At 76.3% G+C, this 22,012-nt stretch carries 21 protein-coding genes; 1 reads left to right on the top strand and 20 read right to left on the bottom strand.

The genetic code is table 11. The annotated features are described in order from the left end of the window. Window positions 1–15 precede the first annotated feature (15 nt). From BJ989_RS07280 to BJ989_RS07235, 10 genes are all read right to left on the bottom strand, one after another. Complete coding sequence (locus BJ989_RS07280; RefSeq protein WP_179517628.1) at window positions 16–2,805, bottom strand: BTAD domain-containing putative transcriptional regulator; 2,790 nt, start codon at window positions 2,803–2,805, stop codon at window positions 16–18. Beyond that, window positions 2,802–3,215, bottom strand: a complete 414-nt coding sequence (locus tag BJ989_RS07275; protein WP_179517627.1) for a pilus assembly protein TadG-related protein — start codon at window positions 3,213–3,215, stop codon at window positions 2,802–2,804. Before BJ989_RS07275 ends, BJ989_RS07280 begins: the two co-directional genes overlap by 4 nt. Continuing rightward, a complete protein-coding gene (locus BJ989_RS07270; protein WP_343049164.1) occupies window positions 3,212–3,628 on the bottom strand; it encodes a TadE/TadG family type IV pilus assembly protein in 417 nt (138 codons plus the stop codon). Before BJ989_RS07270 ends, BJ989_RS07275 begins: the two co-directional genes overlap by 4 nt. Next, window positions 3,625–3,972, bottom strand: coding sequence for a TadE family protein (locus BJ989_RS07265; RefSeq protein WP_343049163.1), 348 nt, complete (start codon window positions 3,970–3,972; stop codon window positions 3,625–3,627). The genes BJ989_RS07270 and BJ989_RS07265 overlap by 4 nt, the downstream gene beginning before the upstream one ends. A gap of 44 nt (window positions 3,973–4,016) precedes the next feature. Next, the gene (locus tag BJ989_RS07260) at window positions 4,017–4,211 is read right to left on the bottom strand and encodes a hypothetical protein (RefSeq protein WP_179517625.1); all 195 of its coding nucleotides are present in this window, start codon (window positions 4,209–4,211) and stop codon (window positions 4,017–4,019) included. 82 nt (window positions 4,212–4,293) lie between these two features. Next, window positions 4,294–5,211 carry a type II secretion system F family protein gene (locus BJ989_RS07255; protein ID WP_179517624.1) on the bottom strand — a complete coding sequence of 306 codons (918 nt, stop codon included), beginning with the start codon at window positions 5,209–5,211 and terminating at the stop codon, window positions 4,294–4,296. Next, complete coding sequence (locus BJ989_RS07250) at window positions 5,208–6,074, bottom strand: type II secretion system F family protein (protein ID WP_343049162.1); 867 nt, start codon at window positions 6,072–6,074, stop codon at window positions 5,208–5,210. The genes BJ989_RS07255 and BJ989_RS07250 overlap by 4 nt, the downstream gene beginning before the upstream one ends. Then, a complete protein-coding gene (locus BJ989_RS07245) occupies window positions 6,071–7,387 on the bottom strand; it encodes an ATPase, T2SS/T4P/T4SS family (protein ID WP_179517623.1) in 1,317 nt (438 codons plus the stop codon). The genes BJ989_RS07250 and BJ989_RS07245 overlap by 4 nt, the downstream gene beginning before the upstream one ends. A 1-nt stretch (window position 7,388) precedes the next feature. After that, the gene (locus tag BJ989_RS07240; RefSeq protein ID WP_179517622.1) at window positions 7,389–8,165 is read right to left on the bottom strand and encodes a hypothetical protein; all 777 of its coding nucleotides are present in this window, start codon (window positions 8,163–8,165) and stop codon (window positions 7,389–7,391) included. After that, a complete protein-coding gene (locus BJ989_RS07235; RefSeq protein WP_179517621.1) occupies window positions 8,162–8,908 on the bottom strand; it encodes an SAF domain-containing protein in 747 nt (248 codons plus the stop codon). Before BJ989_RS07235 ends, BJ989_RS07240 begins: the two co-directional genes overlap by 4 nt. A gap of 127 nt (window positions 8,909–9,035) precedes the next feature. Here BJ989_RS07235 and BJ989_RS18730 point away from each other — a divergent pair, with 127 nt between their 5' ends. Then, window positions 9,036–13,634: an FtsK/SpoIIIE domain-containing protein gene (locus BJ989_RS18730; protein WP_179517620.1), complete on the top strand. Its 4,599-nt coding sequence runs from the start codon at window positions 9,036–9,038 to the stop codon at window positions 13,632–13,634. Window positions 13,635–13,733: 99 nt separating this feature from the next. Here the strand turns inward: BJ989_RS18730 and BJ989_RS07225 are convergent, their stop codons facing one another. From BJ989_RS07225 to BJ989_RS07180, 10 genes are all read right to left on the bottom strand, one after another. After that, a complete protein-coding gene (locus BJ989_RS07225; protein ID WP_179517619.1) occupies window positions 13,734–14,027 on the bottom strand; it encodes a WXG100 family type VII secretion target in 294 nt (97 codons plus the stop codon). Between the two features lie 103 nt (window positions 14,028–14,130). Continuing rightward, window positions 14,131–15,039, bottom strand: coding sequence for a hypothetical protein (locus BJ989_RS07220; protein WP_179517618.1), 909 nt, complete (start codon window positions 15,037–15,039; stop codon window positions 14,131–14,133). Further along, window positions 15,036–15,584, bottom strand: a complete 549-nt coding sequence (locus BJ989_RS07215) for a hypothetical protein (protein WP_179517617.1) — start codon at window positions 15,582–15,584, stop codon at window positions 15,036–15,038. Before BJ989_RS07215 ends, BJ989_RS07220 begins: the two co-directional genes overlap by 4 nt. Before the next feature lie 169 nt (window positions 15,585–15,753). Further along, a complete protein-coding gene (locus BJ989_RS07210) occupies window positions 15,754–17,046 on the bottom strand; it encodes a thymidine phosphorylase (RefSeq protein ID WP_179517616.1) in 1,293 nt (430 codons plus the stop codon). After that, window positions 17,043–17,447 (bottom strand): cytidine deaminase, encoded by a 405-nt coding sequence (locus tag BJ989_RS07205; protein WP_179517615.1) that lies wholly within the window; start codon window positions 17,445–17,447, stop codon window positions 17,043–17,045. Before BJ989_RS07205 ends, BJ989_RS07210 begins: the two co-directional genes overlap by 4 nt. Window positions 17,448–17,515: 68 nt before the next feature. Next, window positions 17,516–18,157: a hypothetical protein gene (locus tag BJ989_RS07200; RefSeq protein WP_179517614.1), complete on the bottom strand. Its 642-nt coding sequence runs from the start codon at window positions 18,155–18,157 to the stop codon at window positions 17,516–17,518. A gap of 3 nt (window positions 18,158–18,160) precedes the next feature. Further along, a complete protein-coding gene (locus BJ989_RS07195; RefSeq protein ID WP_179517613.1) occupies window positions 18,161–19,246 on the bottom strand; it encodes a hypothetical protein in 1,086 nt (361 codons plus the stop codon). Window positions 19,247–19,361: 115 nt separating this feature from the next. Further along, window positions 19,362–19,826, bottom strand: coding sequence for a hypothetical protein (locus tag BJ989_RS07190; protein WP_179517612.1), 465 nt, complete (start codon window positions 19,824–19,826; stop codon window positions 19,362–19,364). Further along, a complete protein-coding gene (locus BJ989_RS07185; protein ID WP_179517611.1) occupies window positions 19,823–21,184 on the bottom strand; it encodes a lipase family protein in 1,362 nt (453 codons plus the stop codon). The genes BJ989_RS07190 and BJ989_RS07185 overlap by 4 nt, the downstream gene beginning before the upstream one ends. Beyond that, the gene (locus BJ989_RS07180) at window positions 21,181–22,011 is read right to left on the bottom strand and encodes an ESX secretion-associated protein EspG (protein ID WP_179517610.1); all 831 of its coding nucleotides are present in this window, start codon (window positions 22,009–22,011) and stop codon (window positions 21,181–21,183) included. Before BJ989_RS07180 ends, BJ989_RS07185 begins: the two co-directional genes overlap by 4 nt. Window position 22,012: the final 1 nt, after the last annotated feature.

The following is a 22,012-nucleotide window of genomic DNA, read 5'->3' as shown; positions in this document are numbered from 1 at the left end:
GCCCCCGGGCCGGGCTCAGCCCACCTGCTCGTCGTCGGGCCGGTGGCCCGGGAGCAGCTCGACGACGAGCGCCTCGGTCTCCGGCTCCAGCCCGCCACCCGCGGCCTGCAGCTCCTGCACGGCCTCGTCGACCACGGCCGCGGTCCCGGGGCCGTCGGGGCGACGGTGCTCGGCGCGCAGCAGGTCGCGCCAGAGCACCTGGGAGGTGGGCGCCAGCCGCAGGCCCGCCCGGCACGCCGCGGCCGCGCCGCTCGGGTCGTCGTCGGTCGAGACCTCTGCGAGCCGGTGCGCCGCGTCGACGACCAGCTCCACGGCCTGGCGCTCGAGGCGCGTGCGCGGCAGCCAGGAGTAGCGACCGGCCGGTCGTCCCACCAGCACCTCGCCGCGCACCAGCTGGAGCGCGCGGCGCAGCAGCTCGCGCTCCTCGCGCGGGGCGGCGTCGCGGGCCCGGCCCACGAGGGCGCAGAAGGCCCACCAGTCGACCGCCACGTCGGGGGCGAGGTGGAGTCGACCCTCGGCCGTCTCGCGCAGCAGCGGGTTGCCGTCGTCGTCGGTGCCGAGCCAGTCGCGGGTGCGCGCGATCGTGGCGTCGCGCACCTCCGGTGTCACCCCGCGCGGCCACACCGAGGCGCCGACCACGCTCGGGTGCACGGGAGCGGTCTGCGCGGCGAGGAAGACGACGACCTCGGTCGCCAGGTCGCGCCGGCTCGCGTCGAGCTGACCGTCGGCGCGCAGCTCCAGCGGCCCCAGCAGGCCCACCCGCACCGGCGCCGAGCCCCAGTGGCCGTCGTCGGTGGCGGTGCCGTGGGGCACCGCCGGCACGCGGGGGCGGTCGGCGGCGACGGGCGCCGCCTCCTCCCGCGCTGCCGCGAACAGCGTGGCCAGCTCCTCCGCGGCCGCCTCCGTGAGGCGGACCGCGTCGAGCTCCAGGTCGAGCAGCGGCACGCTGAGGCGGCCCGCCTCGTCGACCTCGAGGCGCCAGCGCGCGCTCGGCAGCGGCACCGCGGCCACGACGCCGAGGCCGCGCGCCCCGGCCGCGACGAGCGCGTCGAGGCGGGCGAGGGACTCCTCGTCGGGCTCGGAGCCGAGCAGGAGGTACTGCGGGGACGAGCCCGGGTGGCGCCCCAGGCGACCGCCCAGCACCTCCTGCGCGTCGCGTCGCGGCGAGCGCTCCGCCCACGCGGCCAGCAGCGGACCGAGGTCGTCGACCGCGTGCAGCGAGGGGCCCGTGACCCCGGCGAGCACCGGGGCGAGGTGGTGGCCCCACACCTGCTGCTCGTCGGCCCACGGCGCCGTCGCGAGCTGCACGGCGAGGGCCGAGACGACCTCGCGGGCGACCGTGCCCGCACCGCCGACGGCGAGCGGGCCGGCGACGGCCTCGAGGTCGACGAGCACGTCGGCGCCGCGGTCGTCGCGGCCCAGGCAGACCAGGCCGGGGTACGGCGCGTGGCCCAGGTCGGTGGGCTCCTCGGCCGCCTCGCGCGCGGCCGCCACGTCGCGCTCGAGGCGCCACCGGGCGCCGCCGTCGAGGGCGGACCAGGGCGCCGGGGCGGTCGGTGCGGGCGGGGCCACGCGCAGCTCCACCGCGTCGTCGTCGACGGAGGCGGCGTAGACCTGCGGGAGGGCGACGCGCTCGGCGCGGCAGGTGCCCGAGAGGGCGCGCAGGGCGTGGTCGAGGCGGCGCACCCGCTCGGGCTCGGCGCCGACGAGCAGGCGCACCTCCGTCTCCAGGGCGTCGTCGCCCGGGTCGGTGCCGCGGCGGCGGCGGCGCTCGGCCGCCAGCGCGCCGGCGAGCACCGCGGCGAGCAGGCCCCCGGTGAGCGCCACGCCGAGGCGGTCGGAGGCCAGCAGGTCGGCCGGGGCCTCACCCGGCGCCTCGCCGGGCGCCTCCAGCGGCGCCTCGTCGCTCGGGACGGGAGTGGTGGTCGTGGCGTCGGCCACGGCGTGCACCCGGGGCACCCCGCGGGCGTCGTCGGGCATGATCAGCACCCAGCCGGGCTGGATCAGCCGGCCGAGCACGAGCTCGCCGCCGTCGGGCTGCTGCCGGCCCTGGTTGAGGTCGAAGACCTCCTTCCAGCGGCGGCCGTCGCCGAGGTGGCGCTCGGCGATGTCCCAGAGGTTGTCGTGGTAGTGCCCGTCCGGCGGCTGCACGACCGCGACCTTGTGGCCGATCACGTCGACCATGTCGGCGGGCACGCCCGGCACGCGCTCCATGAGCTGCGCCGGCCGGTCGGCACGTGCGGTCTGCTCGGCGACGGTCCCGTCGCTCGTCGCCGCCGCACCGCCACCCGGGCCTGCGGCGTCCCCCGCCCCGCGGTCGTCGGCCACCTGCACCGTGGTGCCCAGGGTGGCGTCGGGCGCGGCCGTCGCCGCGCTCGCCGCCCCGGTCGACCCGAGGAAGGAGGTGCCGACCAGCAGCGTGCCGACGAGCGCGCGGGCCAGGGCCTGCGAGCGGCCCGACAGCGGCACGGGGCGGGGCAGCCCGCCGCCGCGCACCAGGCTCACGAGCTCGACCAGCGTGCACACGGCGAACTGCAGCCAGGCGAGCCACACGACCGCCGCGAGCACGGTCAGCAGGGCGTCGACGGTCAGCGGCTGGGTCAGCTCGGCCCGGCCGGGCAGCCCGGTCGGCACCGGCGGCGGCCCGCTGAGCGCCCACAGCGCGGCCGGGATGCCCACCAGCAGCCCGAGCAGCGCGAGGGCGGCCAGCGCCGCCTTGCCGAGCGAGGGTCGTGCGGGCGCCGCGGGGCGCACGGCGAACCGCTCCGGGCCGCGGGTCTGGGTCGGGTCCTGGGTGCTGGTCACTGGGTCGCCGCCTCCGCGGTCGCTGTGGCGGACACCTCGAAGGTGCGGATGCCGATGAGGGTGAGGAGGGTGGTCTCGACGACCTCGTCGGCCGTCACGGTCACGGTGTCGGCGTCGACCGCCACCGCGCCGCCGGAGTAGCCGCGGCCGCCGATGAACGTGCGGGCGGCCTGCTCGGCCGCACCGCGGTCGAGCTGCAGCGTGCCGGTGGCGCGCAGGGTGTCGACGTCGATCTGCTGGGCTCCGGCGCGGGCGGCCTGCTCGACCTCGTCGGCGAGCTTCATCCGCGCGTTGATCGCGGTGCCGCCGTCGACCACGAGGCCGGCGCAGGCCAGCAGCGTCACCGACATGCCGACCACGAAGGCGGTGGCGGTGCCGCGCTCGTCGCGGCGTCGTCCCGGGGCGCTCACTGGTAGCTCCGGTAGGGGTCGAGCGGCACGACGGCGTCGCCGCTCACCTGGGCGGCCCCCGGCACGCCGATGAGGCCGAGGCCGGCCAGGGAGGTGCTGCAGCGCAGGTCGACGGCCACCTCGCCGCCGGGTCCCCAGCCGGTGAGGTCGACCGCGACCCGCTGGCAGGTCGTGTCGCCGTCGAGCTGGACGGCGACGGTCTGGCGCGCCGCGGCCTCGGCCGCGGCGCGCGAGGTCTGGAAGGACGCCTCCCGCGCCGCGTCGCGGGCCGCGGCGTCGACGTCGCCGCGCACGCCGACGTACTTGCCGAAGACCACGACGAGGAGCACGAAGGCGAAGAGCACCGGGGTGAGGATGACGATCTCGACCGCCATCGAGCCGCGCTCGTCGCGGCGGGTGCGCCGGGTGGTCACGGGCCCCCCACGAAGCGCTCGATCGGGCCCTCGACGCTCTGGCTCACCCGCGGCACGCCGACCGGGGAGATCTCCTGGGCGCGTCCGGTCACGGTCACCCGCACCCGCTCGTCGCCGACCAGCCGGATGGTGATGTCGTAGTCCTCGAGCACGCCCTGGCCGATGTTCTCGGCCAGCTGGCGGCCGGCGCGCTGGGCCTCGGCCTCGCTCTGGGTGGTCCGGGCCACCCGGGAGGCCTCGCGCGCGACGGCGCTGGCCGCCTGGTTGCCGAGGTAGACCAGGACGAACTGGACGGCCAGGAAGATCACGAACATCAGCAGGGGCGTGTAGAGCACGAGCTCCACCGACGAAGCCCCGCGCTCGCCCCGCCGGTCGGCGGGGCGCGCCATCAGATGCCGAGGTCGATGCTGTTGGCGCCGTCCTCGATGGTGTTGAGCAGGATCGCGCCGACGGCGGCGGCGATGCCGACGAGCAGCGCGGTGATGATCACCCACTCGACCGCGGAGGCGCCGCGCTCGTCGTCGCGGGCGCGGTCGAGGCGGGCGCCGAGGAACAGGGTGAGGAGCTGGAGGGAGTGCAGCATGGGGGTCTTCCTCTCTGGAAGGGTCTCGGAGCCACCCTTCCCCGGGTGGCCCACGGTCAATCCTGGTTCGGTGGTGGTCTGGTCAGCCGAGCACGCGGGCGACTGCGGGGTAGGTGAGGAACAGCAAGAAGCCGACGCACAGCAGCAGCTGCGCGACCAGCATCGACTGGGAGCGGGCCGCGGCGCGGCCCTCGGCGTCGGCCAGCTCGCGCTTGCGCATCGAAGCGGCGCGGGCGGTGAGCGAGTCGCGCACCTTGGCGCCGTCCTCGGCGACGAGGGCCAGGGCCGCGGCCAGGTCGCGGAGCTCGTCGACGTCGAGCTCCTCTCCGAGCTGTCCCAGCGCGGCCCACGGCGTGGTGCCCTGCAACCGGGCGGCCTCGAGGGTGTCGCGGATGCGCACCATGGCCCACCCGTCGGAGATCGAGGCGGCGGCCTGCAGCGCCTCGGGCACGCCCCGGCCGCCCGCGAGGTTCATCGCGACGAGGTCGAGGAAGGAGCTCACGACGTAGCGGAAGTCGCGCCGGCGCGACTCCGCCGCCCGCACGACGTCGGCGTAGGGCACGAGCGTGCCGACGGCCGCCCCGATCAGCATCAGCCACAGCGGCACGACGGGGGCGACGAACCCCAGCGCGGTCACGGGGGCGAGGGCGAGGACGGGCACGAGGAAGCCGAGCAGGGCCCCGACGAGCGAGCGGGCGAGGAACATCTCCTGGCTCTGGCCGACCAGCGACAGGGCGGCGCCGAGCGTGCGGGGCAGGGACACCCCGCGGGTCTCGAGGCTCTGCGCCACCTCGGAGCCGAGGCGGCGCATCCGCGCGGACTCCGCCTGGTGGCGGCGATCGGCGGTCAGGCTGGCCTCACGCCGGCCGCGGGCCAGGCGGGCGTCGAGCTGGGCCAGCGCGACCGGACCGGAGGTGCGGGGCTGCGCCAGCAGGTAGCCGGTCAGCAGCAGCCCGGCGCCCACCAGGCCACCGGCGAGCAGGACGAGGACGAGGCTCACCGCGCACCCACCGTCCGCGAGCGCAGGAAGCGCTCGGGGGTCTCGAAGCGGGAGAGCCGGCGCAGCCACAGGATGCCGGCGACGAAGAACCCGAGCACGAAGGCGAGGACGACCTGGCCGACGGGCGAGCCGTAGGGCTCGACGTAGGCGGGGTTGAACAGCCGCAGGCCGACGACGAAGAGGACGGTCACGCCGACGACGATCTGCACGCTGCGCTGGGTGCTGCGGCGGCCGGCGTTGACGCGCTGGCGCATGTCGAGCTCGGCGCGTGCCGACTCCGCCAGGGAGCCGAGCACCTGGCGCAGGCCGGGACCGCGCAGCCGGGAGTTGAGGATGAGCGCGGCGACGATGAGGTCGGCGCCGGAGTCGTCGAGGTCGTCGGCGAAGCGCTGCAGGGCCTCGGGCAGCGGCACGCGGACCCGCAGCCGGTCGGCCAGGGTCTGCAGCTCGCCCTGGATGACCGGGGCGGCGGCCTGCACCGTGGACGGGATGGCCTGCTCGAGACCGACGGCGCCGGCGACGGTGTCGCGCAGCGACTCGGTCCAGGCCGCCAGCGCCTCGACCCGGGCGACGCTGCGCTTGGCCTCCTTGGCGCCGCCGAAGAGCGCGTCCCAGAGCACCACGAGGGCACCGACCGCCGCCGCGGCCACGACCCAGCGGGTGAGCAGCAGGGTCAGCAGGGCGGCGCCCACCGCCAGCGGCACCCGCTTGCCGGCGCCCTTGGCCTGCTCGAGCAGCCGCGAGGGTGCGGCCTGCACGGGCGAGGGCTCGCGCGGGGTGAGGGCCACGACGAGGAGCACCAGGCCGCCGGCGGCGAGGGCGGCCGCCAGCACGACCAGCAGCGTGGTCGGGTCGATGCTCACGACACCGGCTCGAGCCAGGTGGCGGCCGCACCGGGCTGGTAGCCCGCGCGCTCGAGGTCGGCCAGGCACGACACCGCGGCCGCGGGCACCGCGACGTCGTCGGGGCCGAGCGCGAAGACCTCGCTGGAGAGCACCCGACCGTCGACGCCGTTGACCTCGCGCACGGAGGTGACGGTGCGGCGCAGCTGACCGCCGGAGGCGAAGGTGTTGATGCGCTCGACGAAGACCACGAAGTCGATCGCACCGCCGATGAGCATCATGGTGGCCTCCGACGGCAACCGCTCCGCGCTCTGGATGGCGTAGGTGCAGATGCGGTTGAAGACCTCGGCCGAGGAGTTGGCGTGGATCGTCGACAGCGAGCCGTCGTTGCCCTGGCTCATCGCGTTGAGCATGGTGACGATCTCGTCGCCGAGCACCTCGCCGACGATGACGCGGCTGGGGTTCATGCGCAGCGAGCGGCGCACCAGCTCGGCCATGCCGATGGCCCCGGTGCCCTCGGAGTTGGGCAGCCGCTCCTCGAAGGCGACGACGTTGGGGTGCAGGTCGGGGAACTCGCCGAGCCCGAGCTCGAGCGCCCGCTCCACGGTGATGAGCCGCTCGTGGGGCTCGATCTCGTTGGCCAGCGCGCGCAGCAGCGTCGTCTTGCCGGCGTTGGTGGCCCCCGCGATCATGATGTTCTTGCGCGCCCGCACCGCGGCGGAGAGGAACGCGGCCAGCTCCGGCGACATCGTGCCGTAGCCGACCAGGGTGTCGAGCGAGACCCGCGAGAGTCGCGCCCGCCGGATCGACAGCGAGGGCCGCTGGCACACGCCCATGACGGCGGAGAGCCGCGAGCCGTCGGGCAGCCGGATGTCGAGCTGGGGGTTGACGGTGTCGAAGGGACGGCTGGTCAGGCCGCTGTAGGCGCCGAGCGTCTGCACCAGCTCGACGAGCTCGTCGTCGCTGTCGGCGATCGGCGGGCCGAGCTCCTCGCGGCCGTCGGCGTAGCCGATGAAGACGCGGTCGCAGCCGTTGACGTCGATGTTCTCGATGTCGGGGTCGTCGAGGAGCGGCTGCAGGCGACCGACGCCGAAGAGGGCGGCGTGGACGCCCTCGGCGAGCGCGGTCTCCTCCTCCGGGCTCGGCGGCGTGCGGCCGGCGCGGACCTCCTCGCGGGCGTAGCCGTCGAGGACGCGGCTGACCACCGCGCGGGCGAACTGGCGCTCGTCCTCCGCCGACATCGGCGGCAGACCGTTGGCGGCGTCCTCGCGGCGCTGGCGGGACAGGACGTCGGCGACCTCCTCGCGGAGGCGGCGCACGAGCTGCTGGTCCACCTCAGACCACCGCCGCCGGGGTGCGGCCGAGCTCGCTCACGAGCGCGTCGGCGAGGGTGCGGGCGGAGCGGCCGAGCAGGGTGCCCTGCGGCTTGCCCGAGCGGCTCGCGGTGAAGACCCGCCCGCCTTTCGCGTCGTCGGCGACCAGGCCGACGACGGTGGCGGCCAGGCCCTCGGAATCGAGGAGGCGCTGCAGGTCGGCGACCACCGCGGTGTCGCGGTAGGAGGTGACGACCGCCACCGCGACGGGTCGGGCGCCGGGCTCGTCGAGCCGCAGCGCGTCCGAGAGCCCGCGCAGCCGCGCCCGCAGCTGCGCGGCACCCTCGAGGTCGGGGCGCACGACGAAGCAGACCAGGTCGGCGCGCAGCAGCAGCGGCACGGTGACCGACCCGGGGACGACACGGCCCACGTCGACGAGGACGTCGGCGGGGTGGGCGTCGAAGACGGCCGGCAGCTGGCTCCACACACCGCTGATGCCGGTGAGCTGCTCGGGCGAGGGCACGCCGGCGAGCACCGGGAAGCCCAGCCAGGTGTCCTGCAGGTGCTCGGCGAGCGTGGTCTCGGCGGCACCGCGGCGTGCGGCGGCCCCGAGGGTCAGCAGGCCGCGGTCGGGGTCGAGGGGCTCCCCCGCGGCGTCGCGGCAGCGCCACACGACGTCGCTGCCGGCCGGGTCGACGTCGGCGAGGACCACGTCGCGGGGCCACGCCCACGCCAGGGCCTGGGCCGCGAGGCTCACGCCCGGGGCACCCTTGGCCGACGCGAGGACGACCACGCTCACGAGCCGACCTCCAGGTCGGTGTCGACGGGCTGGCCGCGCTCGAGCAGCGCCAGCCCGGCGAGGTCGGCGCCCGCGGCGTCGACCACCTCGGCCGCCACCTCTGTCGGGACCAGCAGCGTGACCGTGCCGAGCTGGATGCCGCCCAGGTCGTCGGCGCTGCCGCCGTCGACGTCGACGACGAGGCCCTCGGTCAGCACGCGCGCCCGGGTCACGTTGCCCCCGCTCACGCGCACCACCTCGACCAGGTCACCGGTGGTGAGGCCGGTCGGGGTCAGCGCCGGGTTGAGCGGCACGGACACCTGGGCGCGGCCGTCGCCGACCGGGGCCTGGGTGGACAGGTTGCCGGCGTTGACCAGCGACCCCTGCGGGATGGTGCTGACGCTGTAGGCGCCCAGCACCTGGTCGACGGCCGCGGCGGGCAGCACGTCGAGGCCGTCGCTGGCCACGGCGACCTCGACGAGGTCGGCCGCGGTGATCTCGGTGCCGGGCGGGATCTCGCGGGCCGCCGCGAGCACGGGCACGCGCTCGTCCATGCGCACCGCCAGCACCCCGGCGAGCAGCGCGCCGCCGACGACGAGGACGACCGCCAGCGCGGCCAGGGCGGGTCGGCGCTGTCGCGGCGGCTCGACGGTGCGGCCGGGGGCGCTGGAGCCGCGGCTCGCGGGCTGCTTGTCACGCGAGCGGCGCGGCCCGCGCGCTCCGCGGGTGCCGGCGTCGGTCGGCGTCGTGGTGTCGGTGCTCACGGCTGTGCTTCTTCCCCGTGCCTCGTCGTTCCAACCACGAGGTGTGATCCCCGCGGTGCGCGCCCCCATGCGGCGAAGCGCCGTCATGATAGGTCTTCGCAGTGACCGGACGACGAGGGGTGTGCGGGTGAGGTTCAGCGTCACGGTCGTGGACGGCTCCGCCGGGACCTCCCACGACGTCCTGGTCGACGCCGACCCCGACACCCCGGTGGCCGAGCTGCTCCCCGCGCTCGTGCGCGCGGCCGGCGGCGACACCCACCCCACCTTCCTGCGCCAGGCCGCGGTCTGGGTCGACGGCGCCCGCGTCGACGGTGACGAGACGCTGCGGGCGGCCGGCGTGCGACCGGGCTCGGTCCTGGCGCTGCACGAGCCCGACGGGCGCACGGCGGGGCTGCCGCGCGGCGTCGCCGAGGTGCGCGTGGTCTCCGGCCCCGGTGCCGGTCGCGTGCACCGTCTCGGGCTCGGCGAACACCGGCTCGGCAACGGCGCGACCGGCATGTCCCTGCCCGACGTGCTGCTGCCGGCCGACGCGCTGACGGTGCGCGTCACCACCGACGGCACGGTGGAGCTGGTCGCGAGTGGGCTCGAGGTCCGCGTCGACGGCCGCACGCCGCAGGAGGCCGCCGACGCCGCCGAGCTGGTGGCGGCGGCCGAGGCCGCGCTGGGCCGCGACGACGACGACCCGACGCCGGCGGAGCTCGACGCGCTGCCCGCGTCGGTGCTGACCCGCAAGGAGCGCCGGGCGCGCCGGCGCCGGGCGAAGCGGGAGGCGCGCGCGGCGCGGCGGGCACGGCGTACGCCGGGCGGCGAGGAGGCCGAGGAGGCAGCACCGGTCACCTGGCCGGAGGGCACCGACCTCCGCGTGGGCCAGACGGTGCTGCAGTGGCACCGCGTGTGGCAGCCCGACGCCGACGTGACGCCGAGCGGCGACCGGCTGGGCCTCGACGTCAACCGGCCGCCGCGGCTGCTGCGCCCGCCGCGGGAGACCTCCTTCGTGGTGCCGGCCGAGCCCCGCGCACCGCGACGGGTGACCGTGCCGTGGCAGATGGTGGTCGCGCCCGTGCTGATGGCGGGGCCGATGGCGCTGGTCTTCGGCAGCTACCGGTTCCTGCTCTTCGCGGCCCTCTCCCCCGTCATGGCGGCCTTCAACTACGTGGTGCAGCGCCGCGGGTCGGCGCGCGACCACCGCGAGCGGCTGATCGAGCACCGCCGCGAGCTGCAGTCGGTGCACCGCCGGCTCGCGCTGGCCCAGCAGCGCGAGCGCGAGGACCTGCGCGCCGACCACCCCGACGCGGCCGCGCTGCTGCTGCAGGCCCGCGGTCCCGGCCAGCAGCTGTGGTCGCGGCGGCGCAGCGACCCCGACCACCTCGTGCTGCGGGTCGGCGTCGCCGACCGGCCCTCCGCCATCGACGTGCGCGACCGCTCGCGCAAGGAGACCGACGCGCCGCGCGAGCCCGACGTGCTCGGCGACGTGCCGGTCTCGGTGTCGCTGCGCGACGTGCCGGTCGTGGGCGCCTGCGGGGACCAGGCGGCGGTGGACGCCGTCGCTCGGTGGCTGGTCGGCCAGGCCGCGGTGCTGCACTCGCCCAAGGACGTGCGCCTGGTGGTGCTCACCGGCGGCGAGCGCGAGGAGCAGTGGGGCTGGACCCGCTGGCTGCCGCACTGCCGCCGCGACGGCGAGCCCGTCGCCGCGCTGCTGGGCACCGACCAGGACTCCACGGCCCGACGGGTGGCCGAGCTCGTGCAGCTGGTCGACCAGCGGCGCGAGGCGAGCGGTCCGCTCGGCGCCCGCACCTCTGCCCCCACCCCGGCTCCCGACGTGCTGGTCGTGCTCGACGGCGCGCGCCGGCTGCGCGCCCTGCCCGGCGTCGTCACGCTGCTGCGCGAGGGCCCGGCCGCCGGCGTGCACCTGCTCTGCCTCGACGACGACCGGCGCTCCCTGCCCGAGGAGTGCGGGGCCGTGCTGGAGGTGCAGGAGGGCCTCGTCGAGCTGCAGCGCACCGGCTCGGAGGCGGTCGCGCAGATCCGCCCCGACCTCGTCGAGCCCGCCTGGGCCGAGCTGGTCGGCCGCGCGCTGGCCCCCGTGCGCGACACGACCCCCGACGAGCAGGTCAGCGCGCTGCCCGCCTCCGCGCGACTGCTCGACTGCGTGGCGATGCCCGACCCGACGCCCGACCTGGTGGCGCGGCGGTGGGGCCCGGAGGCCCGCACCGACGTGGTCGTCGGCGTCGGCTTCGACGGCCCCTTCCGGCTCGACCTGCGCAAGGACGGCCCCCACGCCCTCGTCGCCGGCACTACCGGGTCCGGCAAGTCCGAGCTGCTGCAGACCGTCGTCGCCTCGCTGGCGCTCGCCAACACCCCCGCGCAGATGACGTTCGTGCTGGTGGACTACAAGGGCGGGTCGGCCTTCAAGGACTGCGCCCAGCTGCCGCACACCGTCGGGATGGTGACCGACCTCGACACGCACCTGGTCGGGCGCGCCCTCACCTCGCTCGGCGCCGAGCTGCGCCGCCGGGAGCACCTGCTGGCGGGCCCGGGCGCGAAGGACCTCGAGGACTACTGGGCGCTGCAGCGCCGCGACCCGTCGCTGCCGACCATCCCGCGCCTCGCGATCGTCATCGACGAGTTCGCCAGCCTCAAGGCCGAGCTCCCCGACTTCGTCACCGGGCTCGTGACCATCGCCCAGCGCGGCCGCTCGCTCGGCATCCACCTCGTGCTGGCCACGCAGCGGCCCTCCGGCGTCATCAGCAACGACATCCGCGCCAACACCAACCTGCGCATCGCGCTGCGCGTCACCGACGAGTCGGAGTCGCGCGACGTCGTCGACGCCCCCGACTCCGCGATGATCGGCCCCGACCAGCCCGGTCGCGGCTACGCCCGACTCGGCCACACCTCGCTGCTGCCCTTCCAGGCCGGCCGCGTCGGCGGCGCCCGCCCGCGTGCCGCCTCCCCCCTCGAGCGCGAGGCCCCCGTCGCCTGGTCGGTGCCCTGGCCGCGCGTCGGCCACCCCGCGCCCGCCCGTCCCCGCCTCGACGGCCCGACCACCGACGAGGGCGAGACCGACCTGTCGGTGCTCGTGCGGGCCGTGCGCGGGGCGGTCGAGCTCCGCGCGATCGCGCCGCAGCACTCGCCGTGGCTGCCCGCGCTGCCGGCACCGGTGACGGTCGCCGAGCTGCGCACCCGCTTCGGGGCCACCGGCACCGCCCCGGGCGCGGTGACCGGTCACGCCGCCCCGTGGGCGGTCGAGGACCACCCGGCCGAGCAGGCCCAGCGAGCACGCAGCTTCACCCTCGGCTCGTCGGGCCACCTCTACGTCGTGGGCGGGCCCCGCTCGGGCCGCTCCACCGCCCTGCGCACCCTGGCCGCCGGCCTGGCCGCGGCGACCACCTCGCGCGACCTGCACGTCCACGGCCTCGACTGCGGCAACGGCGCCCTGCTGCCGCTCACGTCGCTGCCCCACACCGGCGCCGTCGTGCAGCGCACCGAGGTCGAGCGGGCCGGACGGCTGCTCGACCGCCTGGCCGCGGACGTCAAGGAGCGGCAGGACGTGCTGGGCCGCTCCGGCTTCGCCGACGTCGACGAGCAGCGCGCGGCCGCCGCTCCGGCCGACCGGCTGCCCTACGTCCTGCTGCTCGTCGACCGCTACGAGGGCTTCCTGTCCGACCTGGCGGAGGTCGACATGGGCAGGCTCCAGGACCGCCTCTTCACCCTCCTGCGCGAGGGCGCCAGCGTGGGCGTGCACGTCGTGGTGTCGGGCGACCGGTCACTGCTCTCGGGACGGGTCTCGGCGATGGTGGAGCACAAGCTGCTGCTGCGCCTGCCCGACCGCGGCGACTACGCCAGCGCGGGGCTGCGGTCCAAGGACGTGCCGGAGGACCTCGCCGACGGCCGCGGCCTGTGGTCGGAGGTCGGCACCGAGGCGCAGGTGGCGGTCCTCACCGACGACGTGTCGGGTGCCGCGCAGGCCGCGGCGGTGCGCGAGCTCGGGGAGCGGCTCGCCCGGGCCGAGCGCGACCTGCCCCCGGCCGCTCCCGGCCAGCGCCCGGTGCGCCTGGCCGCCCTCCCGGTGGAGGTCGACGCAGCGGAGGTCCTCGCGGCGCACGCAGCCGACGTACGCCCTGGGGAGGTGCCGCTGGCCGTGGGCGGCGACGCCCTCGACCTGCTCGGCGTCGAGGCCACGGCGTCACCGGCGCTCGTGCTCGGGCCGCCGCGCAGCGGGCGCACCTCGACGCTGCTCTTCCTCGCCCGCTGGGCACGAGCGACCGGACGCGGCGTGCTGGCCTTCACCCCGGTGGCCAACGCGCTCTCGGAGGAGCTGGGCGAGGCCGCGGTCGTGGGCACCGACCAGGAGCCGGCCGCCGTCGTGGAGCGGCTGCGCAGCACCCCCGACGGCGCGCTCGTGCTGGTCGACGACGGCGAGCTGCTGCGCGAGGGGCCGCTGGCGCCCGTGCTGCTGGCCGTCATCCGCCAGGGCCGCGACCGCGGCTTCGCGACCGGCGTGGCCGGCGGCGTGAGCGAGCTGTCGTCGGGCTTCTCCGGGTGGACCGTCGAGGCCCGCAAGGGCCGCAAGGGCCTGCTGCTCTCGCCGCAGGAGGCGCTGTGGGCCGACGTCTTCGGCGGCCGCGTGGCGCGCACGTCGCTCGTCGCCCGGGTCACGCCGGGGCGCGGGGTGCTCTTCCCGGGCAACGGCGACCAGGTGGGCGTGCAGGTGCCGCTCGCCCGGTGAGGCTCGACTGGGGGGACGCAGCAGGGCCCGGCACCGTGCGGTGCCGGGCCCTGCGTCGACCTGTCCTGGGGCCCCCGCGGGCCCAGGGTCAGGCGGGGATCACTTGATGGTGTAGGCGGCGTCGATGTCGGCGAAGGCGCCCGAGGCCTTGGTGAGGTAGGTCGACATCTCCTCGAGGAGGCCGACGCTCTTCATGTTGGCGCCGGTCCACTCCTCGTAGGTGGCCTGGAAGGAGTCACCGGCGGAGGACTTGAAGCCGCCGCTGTCGCGCAGGTTGTCGACCTGGGCCTTGGCGGCGGTGAGGATGCGCTCGAGCTCGTTCTTGATGTCGGCAAGGTTCTTCGCCTGGGTCTCGATGTCGCCGTGGGATACGGAGATGGTGCCGTCGGTCATGTCGTCTCCTGAGGACGTGGGGTGGACACCGCCCTTCTGCCCCGCCCGCGCGGCGCCAAACCTCGGCGGCCGGTTTTCTGTGGCCCGGGTCTCGTCCGGCGGCTCAGCCGGTGCTGCGCACGAGGCTCTGCACCTCGTCGACGCGGACCACGGCGGTGCTGGGCGGGCCGGGCAGCGTGGTCGGTGCCCCGGGGATCGTCACCGGGGTGCCACCGACCTCGAAGCGGAGCGCGAAGGTGGTCGTCACGACCGCCTCGTGGGCGGGGCGTCCGTCGTGCGAGGCGGCGCCGTCCCACGACGCCCGGGGGTAGGCGTAGGTGCACGACGCCTCGGCCTCCTCCGCGCTGGTGACCCAGGGACAGGTGAAGGCCGGGCTGCCGTCGCCGGGGTCGACTCGCAGCTCCTGCGCGGTGGCGATCGCCACGAGCCCGAAGGCCGAGCTGCCGGTCAGCTCCGGCTGCTCGCCGTCGACCCAGAACCACGTGGGGAGGTTGACGATCGTGCGGCCGGCGGGGCTGGTGCGGACCGCCGGCATCGTCAGGTCGATCTGCCCGATCGCGGTCTGCGCCTGCTCGGCGAGGGACGGCGGCTGGGGCTCCTCGTCGGTCGACCAGAAGACGTCGATGGGCTGACCCGCGCACTCGCGGATCGTCCACACCGCCTCCGGGCTCGGCTGGGGCCCCTCGGGGGCGATGTAGGGCGGGTGCCCCTCGAACTGGCGGCACGGCGTGGCCCCGGCGCAGAAGGTGTAGTCGCCCGTGAGGACGCAGGTCGGCTCAGACGACCCGCCACCGTCTCCGCCGCCCTCGGAGCCTCCACCACCACCTCCGCCGGGCACGGTGCAGGAGTAACCGCCGCCGGGGGTCCAGGTCGCCTGCGCGGGCGGAGTGCACACCGGGTCGGCCGCGGCCGGCCCGGCCGGCACGACCACCAGCAGCAGGCCGGCCAGCAACGGCAGGGCGGCGAGCAGTCGTCGCCACACGCGCGGCCGGTCCCCGGTCACGGCGCTCATGCGCAGGCCTCCCCACCCGCGGCCGCCCCGGCGAGCAACCAGCCGTCGTCGACCTGCTCCGCGGTGAGCACCTGCGGCGCGATCCCCTGGTTGCGGGCGCCGTCACCGATGCCCTCACCGGCCGGCACGACGTAGACGTCGGTCCCGTCGGTGCACACCTCGATCGTCGCGCTGTCGCCGTCGACCTCGACGTCGCCCACCTCGAAGGACCAGGAGCCCAGCATCTGCATTCCGTTCCCGTAGATGTTGTCGGTGTAGTTGCGGGAGTACTCCGCCGCCAGGTCGGCGGTGAGCACCCCCTCGAAGGCGGCGGCGTCGCCTCCGCGCTCCTGCACCTCGTCGAGCGCGGCGTCGTAGGCCTCGACGAGGTCGCGCAGCTGCTGCTCGTCGCTCACCGCGGGTGCCTCGGTGGGCTGCGCGGCGACGGGCTCCTCGTCCAGGACGACCGGGTCGTCGCCGCCGCAGCCGGTCAGCGCGGAGGCGAGCAGCGCCGCGGCGAGCGCGCCGACGGGTCGGCGGGCGCGCGGGTGTGGTCGGACGGGCACGGGTCCCCCATGGACGAGGCTGTCTGGACCGCCACAACCTACCCCCTCGGGTGGCACGGCGGCAGCCTCCGTCGCGGTGACCGGCCGTGGCGACCGGCGGGGGCGACCGGCGGGGGTGACCGGCGGGGGTGACCGGCGGGGGTGACCGGCGGGGGTGACCGGCCGGGCGTCAGCCGATGCGGTCGAGGACCAGCGGCGTGGCGTCGTACGCCGTGCCCGACGGTGCGACGTCGACCCCGCCGTCGAGCGCCGCCAGTGCCCGCTCGAACCGCTCGGGCTCGTCGGTGTGCAACGTCAGCAGCGGCTGGCCCTCGGTGACCTCCTCGCCGGGGCGGGCGTGCCACTCGACGCCGGCGGCGGCCTGCACCGGGTCCTCCTTGCGGGCCCGGCCGGCACCGAGCCGCCAGGCGGCCAGGCCCACGGCCATCGCGTCGAGCCGGGTGAGGACCCCCGAGGCGGGAGCGGCCACGACGTGCGTCTCGCGGGCGGTGGCCAGCGGGGCGTCGGGGTCGCCGCCCTGGGCGGCCACCATGCGCCGCCACACGTCCATCGCGCGGCCGTCCGCCAGCGCCTCGGCCGGGTCGACGTCGCCGCGCCCGGCACCGGCGAGCATCTCGCGGGCCAGCGCCACGGTCAGCTCGACGACGTCGGCGGGGCCCCCGCCGGCCAGGACCTCGACCGACTCGCGCACCTCGAGCCCGTTGCCGGCGGTCAGCCCGAGCGGGGTCGACATGTCGGTGAGCAGCGCGACGGTGTGCACCCCGGCGTCCTGGCCGAGGGCGACCATGGTCTCGGCCAGCTCGCGCGCCGAGGCCTCGTCCTTCATGAACGCACCGGTGCCGACCTTGACGTCGAGCACGAGCGCACCGGTGCCCTCGGCGATCTTCTTGCTCATGATCGACGACGCGATGAGCGGGATGGCCTCGACGGTGCCGGTGACGTCGCGCAGGGCGTAGAGCTTCTTGTCCGCCGGGGCGAGGCCGTCGCCGGCGGCGCAGACGACCGCGCCGACGTCCTCGAGCTGGGCGAGCAGCTCGTCGTTGGTGAGCGAGGCGCGCCAGCCCGGGATGGCCTCGAGCTTGTCGAGCGTGCCGCCGGTGTGGCCCAGCCCGCGGCCCGAGAGCTGTGGCACGGCCACGCCGCACGCCGCGACCAGCGGCGCGAGCGGGAGGGTGATCTTGTCGCCGACGCCGCCCGTGGAGTGCTTGTCGGCGGTGGGGCGCGAGAGCGCGGAGAAGTCCATGCGCTCGCCGGAAGCGATCATGGCCGCCGTCCAGCGCGAGATCTCCTCGCGGTCCATGCCGTTGAGGAGGATCGCCATCGCGAGCGCCGACATCTGCTCGTCGGCGACGTCGCCGCGGGTGTAGGCCGCGACCACCCAGTCGACCATCGAGTCGCTGAGCCGACCTCCGTCGCGCTTGGTGCGGATGACCTCCACGGCGTCGTGCAACTGCGCGCTCACGAGCGGCTCCCCTCGATCGTCTCCAGGTCGTGCGGCCCGAACGCGTCGGGCAGCACCTCGTCCATCCGGCGCACGCCGCGCACGGTCATCACCTCGAGTGCGGGGCCCCCGTGCTCCATCAGCAGCTGCCGGCAGCGCCCGCACGGCATGATCACCGTGCCCGCCGCGTCGACGCAGACGAAGTGGGTGAGCCGCCCTCCGCCCGAGGCGTGCAGCTGCGAGACCAGCCCGCACTCGGCGCACAGGGTCACGCCGTACGCCGCGTTCTCGACGTTGCAGCCCACGACCACCCGGCCGTCGTCGACCCGCGCGGCGGCGCCGACGCGGTAGCGGGAGTAGGGCGCGTAGGCGCGATCGACCACCTCCACCGCGGCGAGCCGCAGCTCCTCCCAGACGTCCACCCGCTGCTCCTCGCGTCCTCGACCGTCCGCGGCGCTGCGGACGGGGAGGTCATCTTGTCAGCGCCGCGTCAGCGGTAGTCGCAGGGTGCGCCCTCGGAGGTGCCGACCGACTCGACGACCCGCCAGTCGGGCCCCTCCTGGCGCAGGGTCGCGCGGGAGGTGAAGAACACCGCCGGCACCTCGGCCGGGCGGCCGTTGCGCGCCACGTCCTGGGTGTCGTCGCGGAAGCACGCCTCGACCACCGCACGGCGACCGTCGACCCGGACGGCGGTGACCGCGGCGATCACGCCGCCGCGCTGGGTGTCGCCGCGCTCCCGCATCCGCGCGACGTAGTCGAGCGGGCCCTCGGCGGCGTCACCGGTGGCCAGGGAGTGAAGGGTGTCGCGGTCCACCTCGGTCGAGCGGTACATGCGCAGGACCTCGTCCCAGTAGGCGTACCACCGGTCGGTGACCTCCAGCTCGGCCGGCGAGTCCGCGACGTTGCGGCCGCGGGTGACCACGCCGTCGGGCGGCACCTCGGGGACCTCGCCCGCGGCCGCCGGGTCCGAGGTCTCCGACGGGGTCGGCGACGCGGGGGCCGACGGCTCCTCGTCGAGCGAGACCGTGGGCGTCGGCTGCTCGCTGGCGCAGGCGGCGGAGGTGAGGACGACCGCGGCGAGGAGGCAGGCGGAGGCGGCGCGGCGCAGCGGCCGCCGCGGCGAGGCGCTCACGACTCAGTCGACCGCCGTGACGAGGCTCTGCGACTCGGCCACCGGCACGTAGGTGGTCTCGCCGGCGGAGCGCGCGTCGAGCTGGCCGCCCTCGCCCGTGCTCGAGGTCCACGTCGCCTGCCACGTCGTCGAGGCCTCGACCGGGAAGCCCCCGCCGTAGCCCCACGAGGCGCGGTCGAAGGTCAGCGTGCAGGCCGACGCCTCCGACGCCCCGGCGGAGTACGCCGTGCGGGCCTGGTCGGCGCTGCACTCGGTCGTGCCGGCCGGCGAGGTGATCGAGACGCCGTCGGTGCGGGCGGTCACGGTCGCGCTGACGGCGCCGACCGACGCCGTCACGGTGCGGACGCCGACGCTGGCCTCGTCGTCCACCCACAGCCAGGTGGGCAGGTTGACCAGCGAGGCGTTGCCGACCTCGCCGATCTTGGGGTTCCAGTCGAGCGTCGGGTCGACGAGGTCCATGACCTCGTAGGCGTACTCGGCGAGGATCTCGGGGTCGACCACGGGCTCCGGTGCGTTGCCCGTCTCGAACCAGTTCATCGTCTCGAGGAGCAGGCCACCCGGTGCCGGGTTCAGTCCGGTGCCGCAGCCCGCGGCGTGCAGCGCGGCGGCCTGCTGGTAGCCGTCGCCACCGGGGCGCAGAGCGTCGTTGATGCGGAGGGAGTACCACGTGATGTCACGCCCGGCGGCCACCGCGGCGATGGCCGCGGCGAACCGGTCGTAGTCGACCGCCGCCTGGCCAGCCGAGGCGTGACCCGTCAACCAGGGACGCATCTCCTCGTCGTAGTACTTCTTCACGGCCTCGGGGTCGCTGGGGTCCACCTGCCAGCCCAGGAGGGTCACCGGCTCCCACCAGCACAGCGGTGGCGGGGCGGGCACGGAGGCGCGCAGCCCCGGGCTGTAGTCACCGCTGACCGAGACGCTGACGGCACCGACGCCGTAGCCCCCGTCGGTGGCCTCGCCCTGGCCGCCGCCCGCTCCGGCGTGGGCCGGCGGAGCGAGCGCCGCCGCCGTCGCGAGCGCGACACCTGCCGCGCCGACCGCCGTGGCGAGCCTGCGAGCGGCGCGTCCGAGCGTGCTGGTCTCCCCCATGTGTGTGCACCCCTGCGTGTCGTCGTGACCCGAGCACCTCGCACGGCTCGGGCGAGGCGATCCTGCCCCCGTGCGCGACGCGGGAAACATCCTGCCCGACACCCCGCGCGGGCTGCTACTCGCCCGCGGACCCCGGGCGCACGCCGTACTGCTGGGTGAGGCGCTCCTGCTCCTCGGCGACGGCGCCGCCCGCACGCGCCCGGGTGCCGGTGCTCGTGTCGGTGACCGAGACCCGCAGGGTGCGCAGCGGGGCGACCTCGCTGCGCCACACCAGGGCGGCCGCCTCGTCGGCGAGGGCGGCGGCGTCGCAGCCCGTGCAGTAGCCGTCGACGACGACCAGCCCGGCGTTGTCGACCGAGTCGACGTAGCCCACCTGCAGCCGCTGGAAGTCGCCGCGCGTGCGCAGCGCCTGCTCCACCTCGGCCAGGAGGGCGTCGTTGTCGGTCGCACCGGGCGTGCCCGACGTGCCCGCCGGGTCGCTGGCTCCGGGCGAGTCGGCACCCCCCGGCGTGCTGCCCGTGCAGGCCACCAGGGCCCACCCGACGAGCAGCAGCGGCAGGGTCCAGGTCAGTCGCCTCACGGTCGTCCCATCTCGTAGAAGGTGGTGGTCGAGGTGCCGCCGCCCCACACCTCGCGCAGCCCGTCCACCGCGGCCTGTGCGCGGGGGTCGTCCGACGCCTCGAGGTCGGCGGCCAGGGGCGCGTAGACCCGGCCCACCGAGTGGTTGTCGGTCACCGAGCCGAGCTGGCGCCGGGTCAGGACGGTGGTGTGGTTGCTGCGGTCGTCGACCGCCTCGCCGTCGAGGCGCGGCACGATGTCGTGCTCGTTGACGAGCGAGAGCACCTGCACGCTCTCGGGCAGCTCGACGTGGTCGACCGGCGAGCCGGCCGTGACCACGCGTCGCACCCGGACGGGCGGGTCCTCCGCGGTGGCGACCGCCTCGGCCACCCGGGCCGCGACGATGCCGCCCTGGCTGTGGCCGAGGAGGGTGACGTCGGAGCCCTCGGGCAGGTCGCCGAGCGCGCGGAGCACGGCCGTGACGTAGGCGTTGTCGACGCCGCCGACGGCGGCGAAGTTGGTGCCGAGGCTCTGCACCAGCCCGCTCTCCTCCAGCCCGTCGGGGAGCGGACCGCCGGGCTCGAACGGGCCGTCGAAGGCCTTGGTGCCGGGCAGGTAGACGACGTAGCGGGCGTCCGGCCCGGTGCCGATCCGCTCGACCCGGAAGCCGTCGGTCGTGCCCGCGGCCTCCTCGAGCAGGACCATCGCGTCGTGCAGGCTCTGCGGCGCGGCGGTGCCGTCGACCGTCTCCGAGGTGAGCTCGCCCAGCTCCTGGTCGTAGAGCAGCGAGAGCAGCGCGGCGCCGTCCTCGGTGCCGGAGGGGAAGCCGGACCCGGGTAGGAAGAGGTCGAGCGCACCCGAGGAGCTGGCCACCACCTCCTCCAGCACGTCGGGGTGCTCGGTGATCCAGGTGGCGGGGTCGTCGAGCGCGCCGGCGTCCTCGAGGGCGAGGTAGGTCGTCAGCAGGGTCGGCACGGGAGCGACGGCCAGGCCGAGCCCGTAGAGCTGCCCCTGCAGGTGCTGACGCAGGTCGTCGGCCTGCTCGAGTGCGCGGTCGGTGGCGAGGTAGGCCTTGCTCTTGCCCTGCATGAAGGTGCCGGTCGCGACCATCCGCACGGCGTTGACGCTGAGGCCTTCAGGCCCGTCGAGCGCCGCGACCAGGCTGCCCTCGAAGCGGGCGAACGTCGTGGGGGCCAGTGGGGCGCTGCGCAGCAGGTTGCCGTCGACGAGGAAGCGGTGGGTGTCGAGCGCGGTGTCGCCGACGTCCCACCCGGTCGCGCGGATCCGCGACCCCGTCGCGTCCATGTCGTCGAGGTCCGCCTCGAGCCCGTGGGCCCCGCCGACCACCTCGAAGCCGCCGCTGCTGTCGCTGCCGCTCACGTCCACGCTCCCGTCACGAGTGAGGCCACCGCGCGGCGCAGGTCGTCCCGGCGCGCCGGCGCCACGGTGACGGCGGGGGTGCCGTCGTCGGCGTGCCCCGCGCGCGCCGACCACCACCCCCACCGGTCGAGGAACCACACCAGCCCGGCGGGGAGCCGGTCGGGGCGCACCGGCGGGACCGTCACGTGCAGGACGGCCTCTGTCTGCTCGCCCCACGTCTGCACGGCGGCGACCACCGCCGGGTCGACGCCGGCGAGGAGGCCGACCTGGCCGAGCCCCTCCGCGGGCAGGGCCTCCAGCGCGACGAGGGTGGTGAGCGAGGTGGCGGGGACGGTGAAGCCGGTGCGCCGCGGACCGTCGGTCACCGCCGGGTCGGGCAGCGGCGCGAGCAGCTCGTCGCCCCACTGGCGCGCGTCGAAGAGCGACAGCGTGCACCGCCGGCCGTCGCGCACCAGCGAGCCGGCGATGCGGGCGTCGACCCAGTGGTGGGCGACCAGCGAGCGGCGCGGCCCCTGCAGCGCGAGGCGCAGCCGCCGCGGCGCGGCGCTGACGGCGGCGAGGTTGGCCGCGACCGCCGGCACGGGCCCGTCGTCGTCGACCACGTGCTGCGCGACCAGCGCCTCGCGCGCCCGGGCCACCTCCGCCTCGACGTCGACACCGGCCAGCGCCGCCTCGGCCGGGGACGGCTCGACCACGAGGTCGGGCGGCAGCGGCGGCAACCCGGCGTACGCCGCGGCGCGGCGCAGCGCGACGAGCCCCAGGACGCCGAGCTCGACGCGGCGGGTCGCGAGCCCCGGCTCCTGCTCGCCGAGCCGGATCACCGACACC

Origin of the sequence: Nocardioides perillae, assembly GCF_013409425.1 — a bacterium.
Lineage (GTDB): Bacteria > Actinomycetota > Actinomycetes > Propionibacteriales > Nocardioidaceae > Nocardioides > Nocardioides perillae.
Note: the sequence above shows the minus strand (reverse complement) of the source record. Positions and strands in the feature narration are given on the sequence as shown.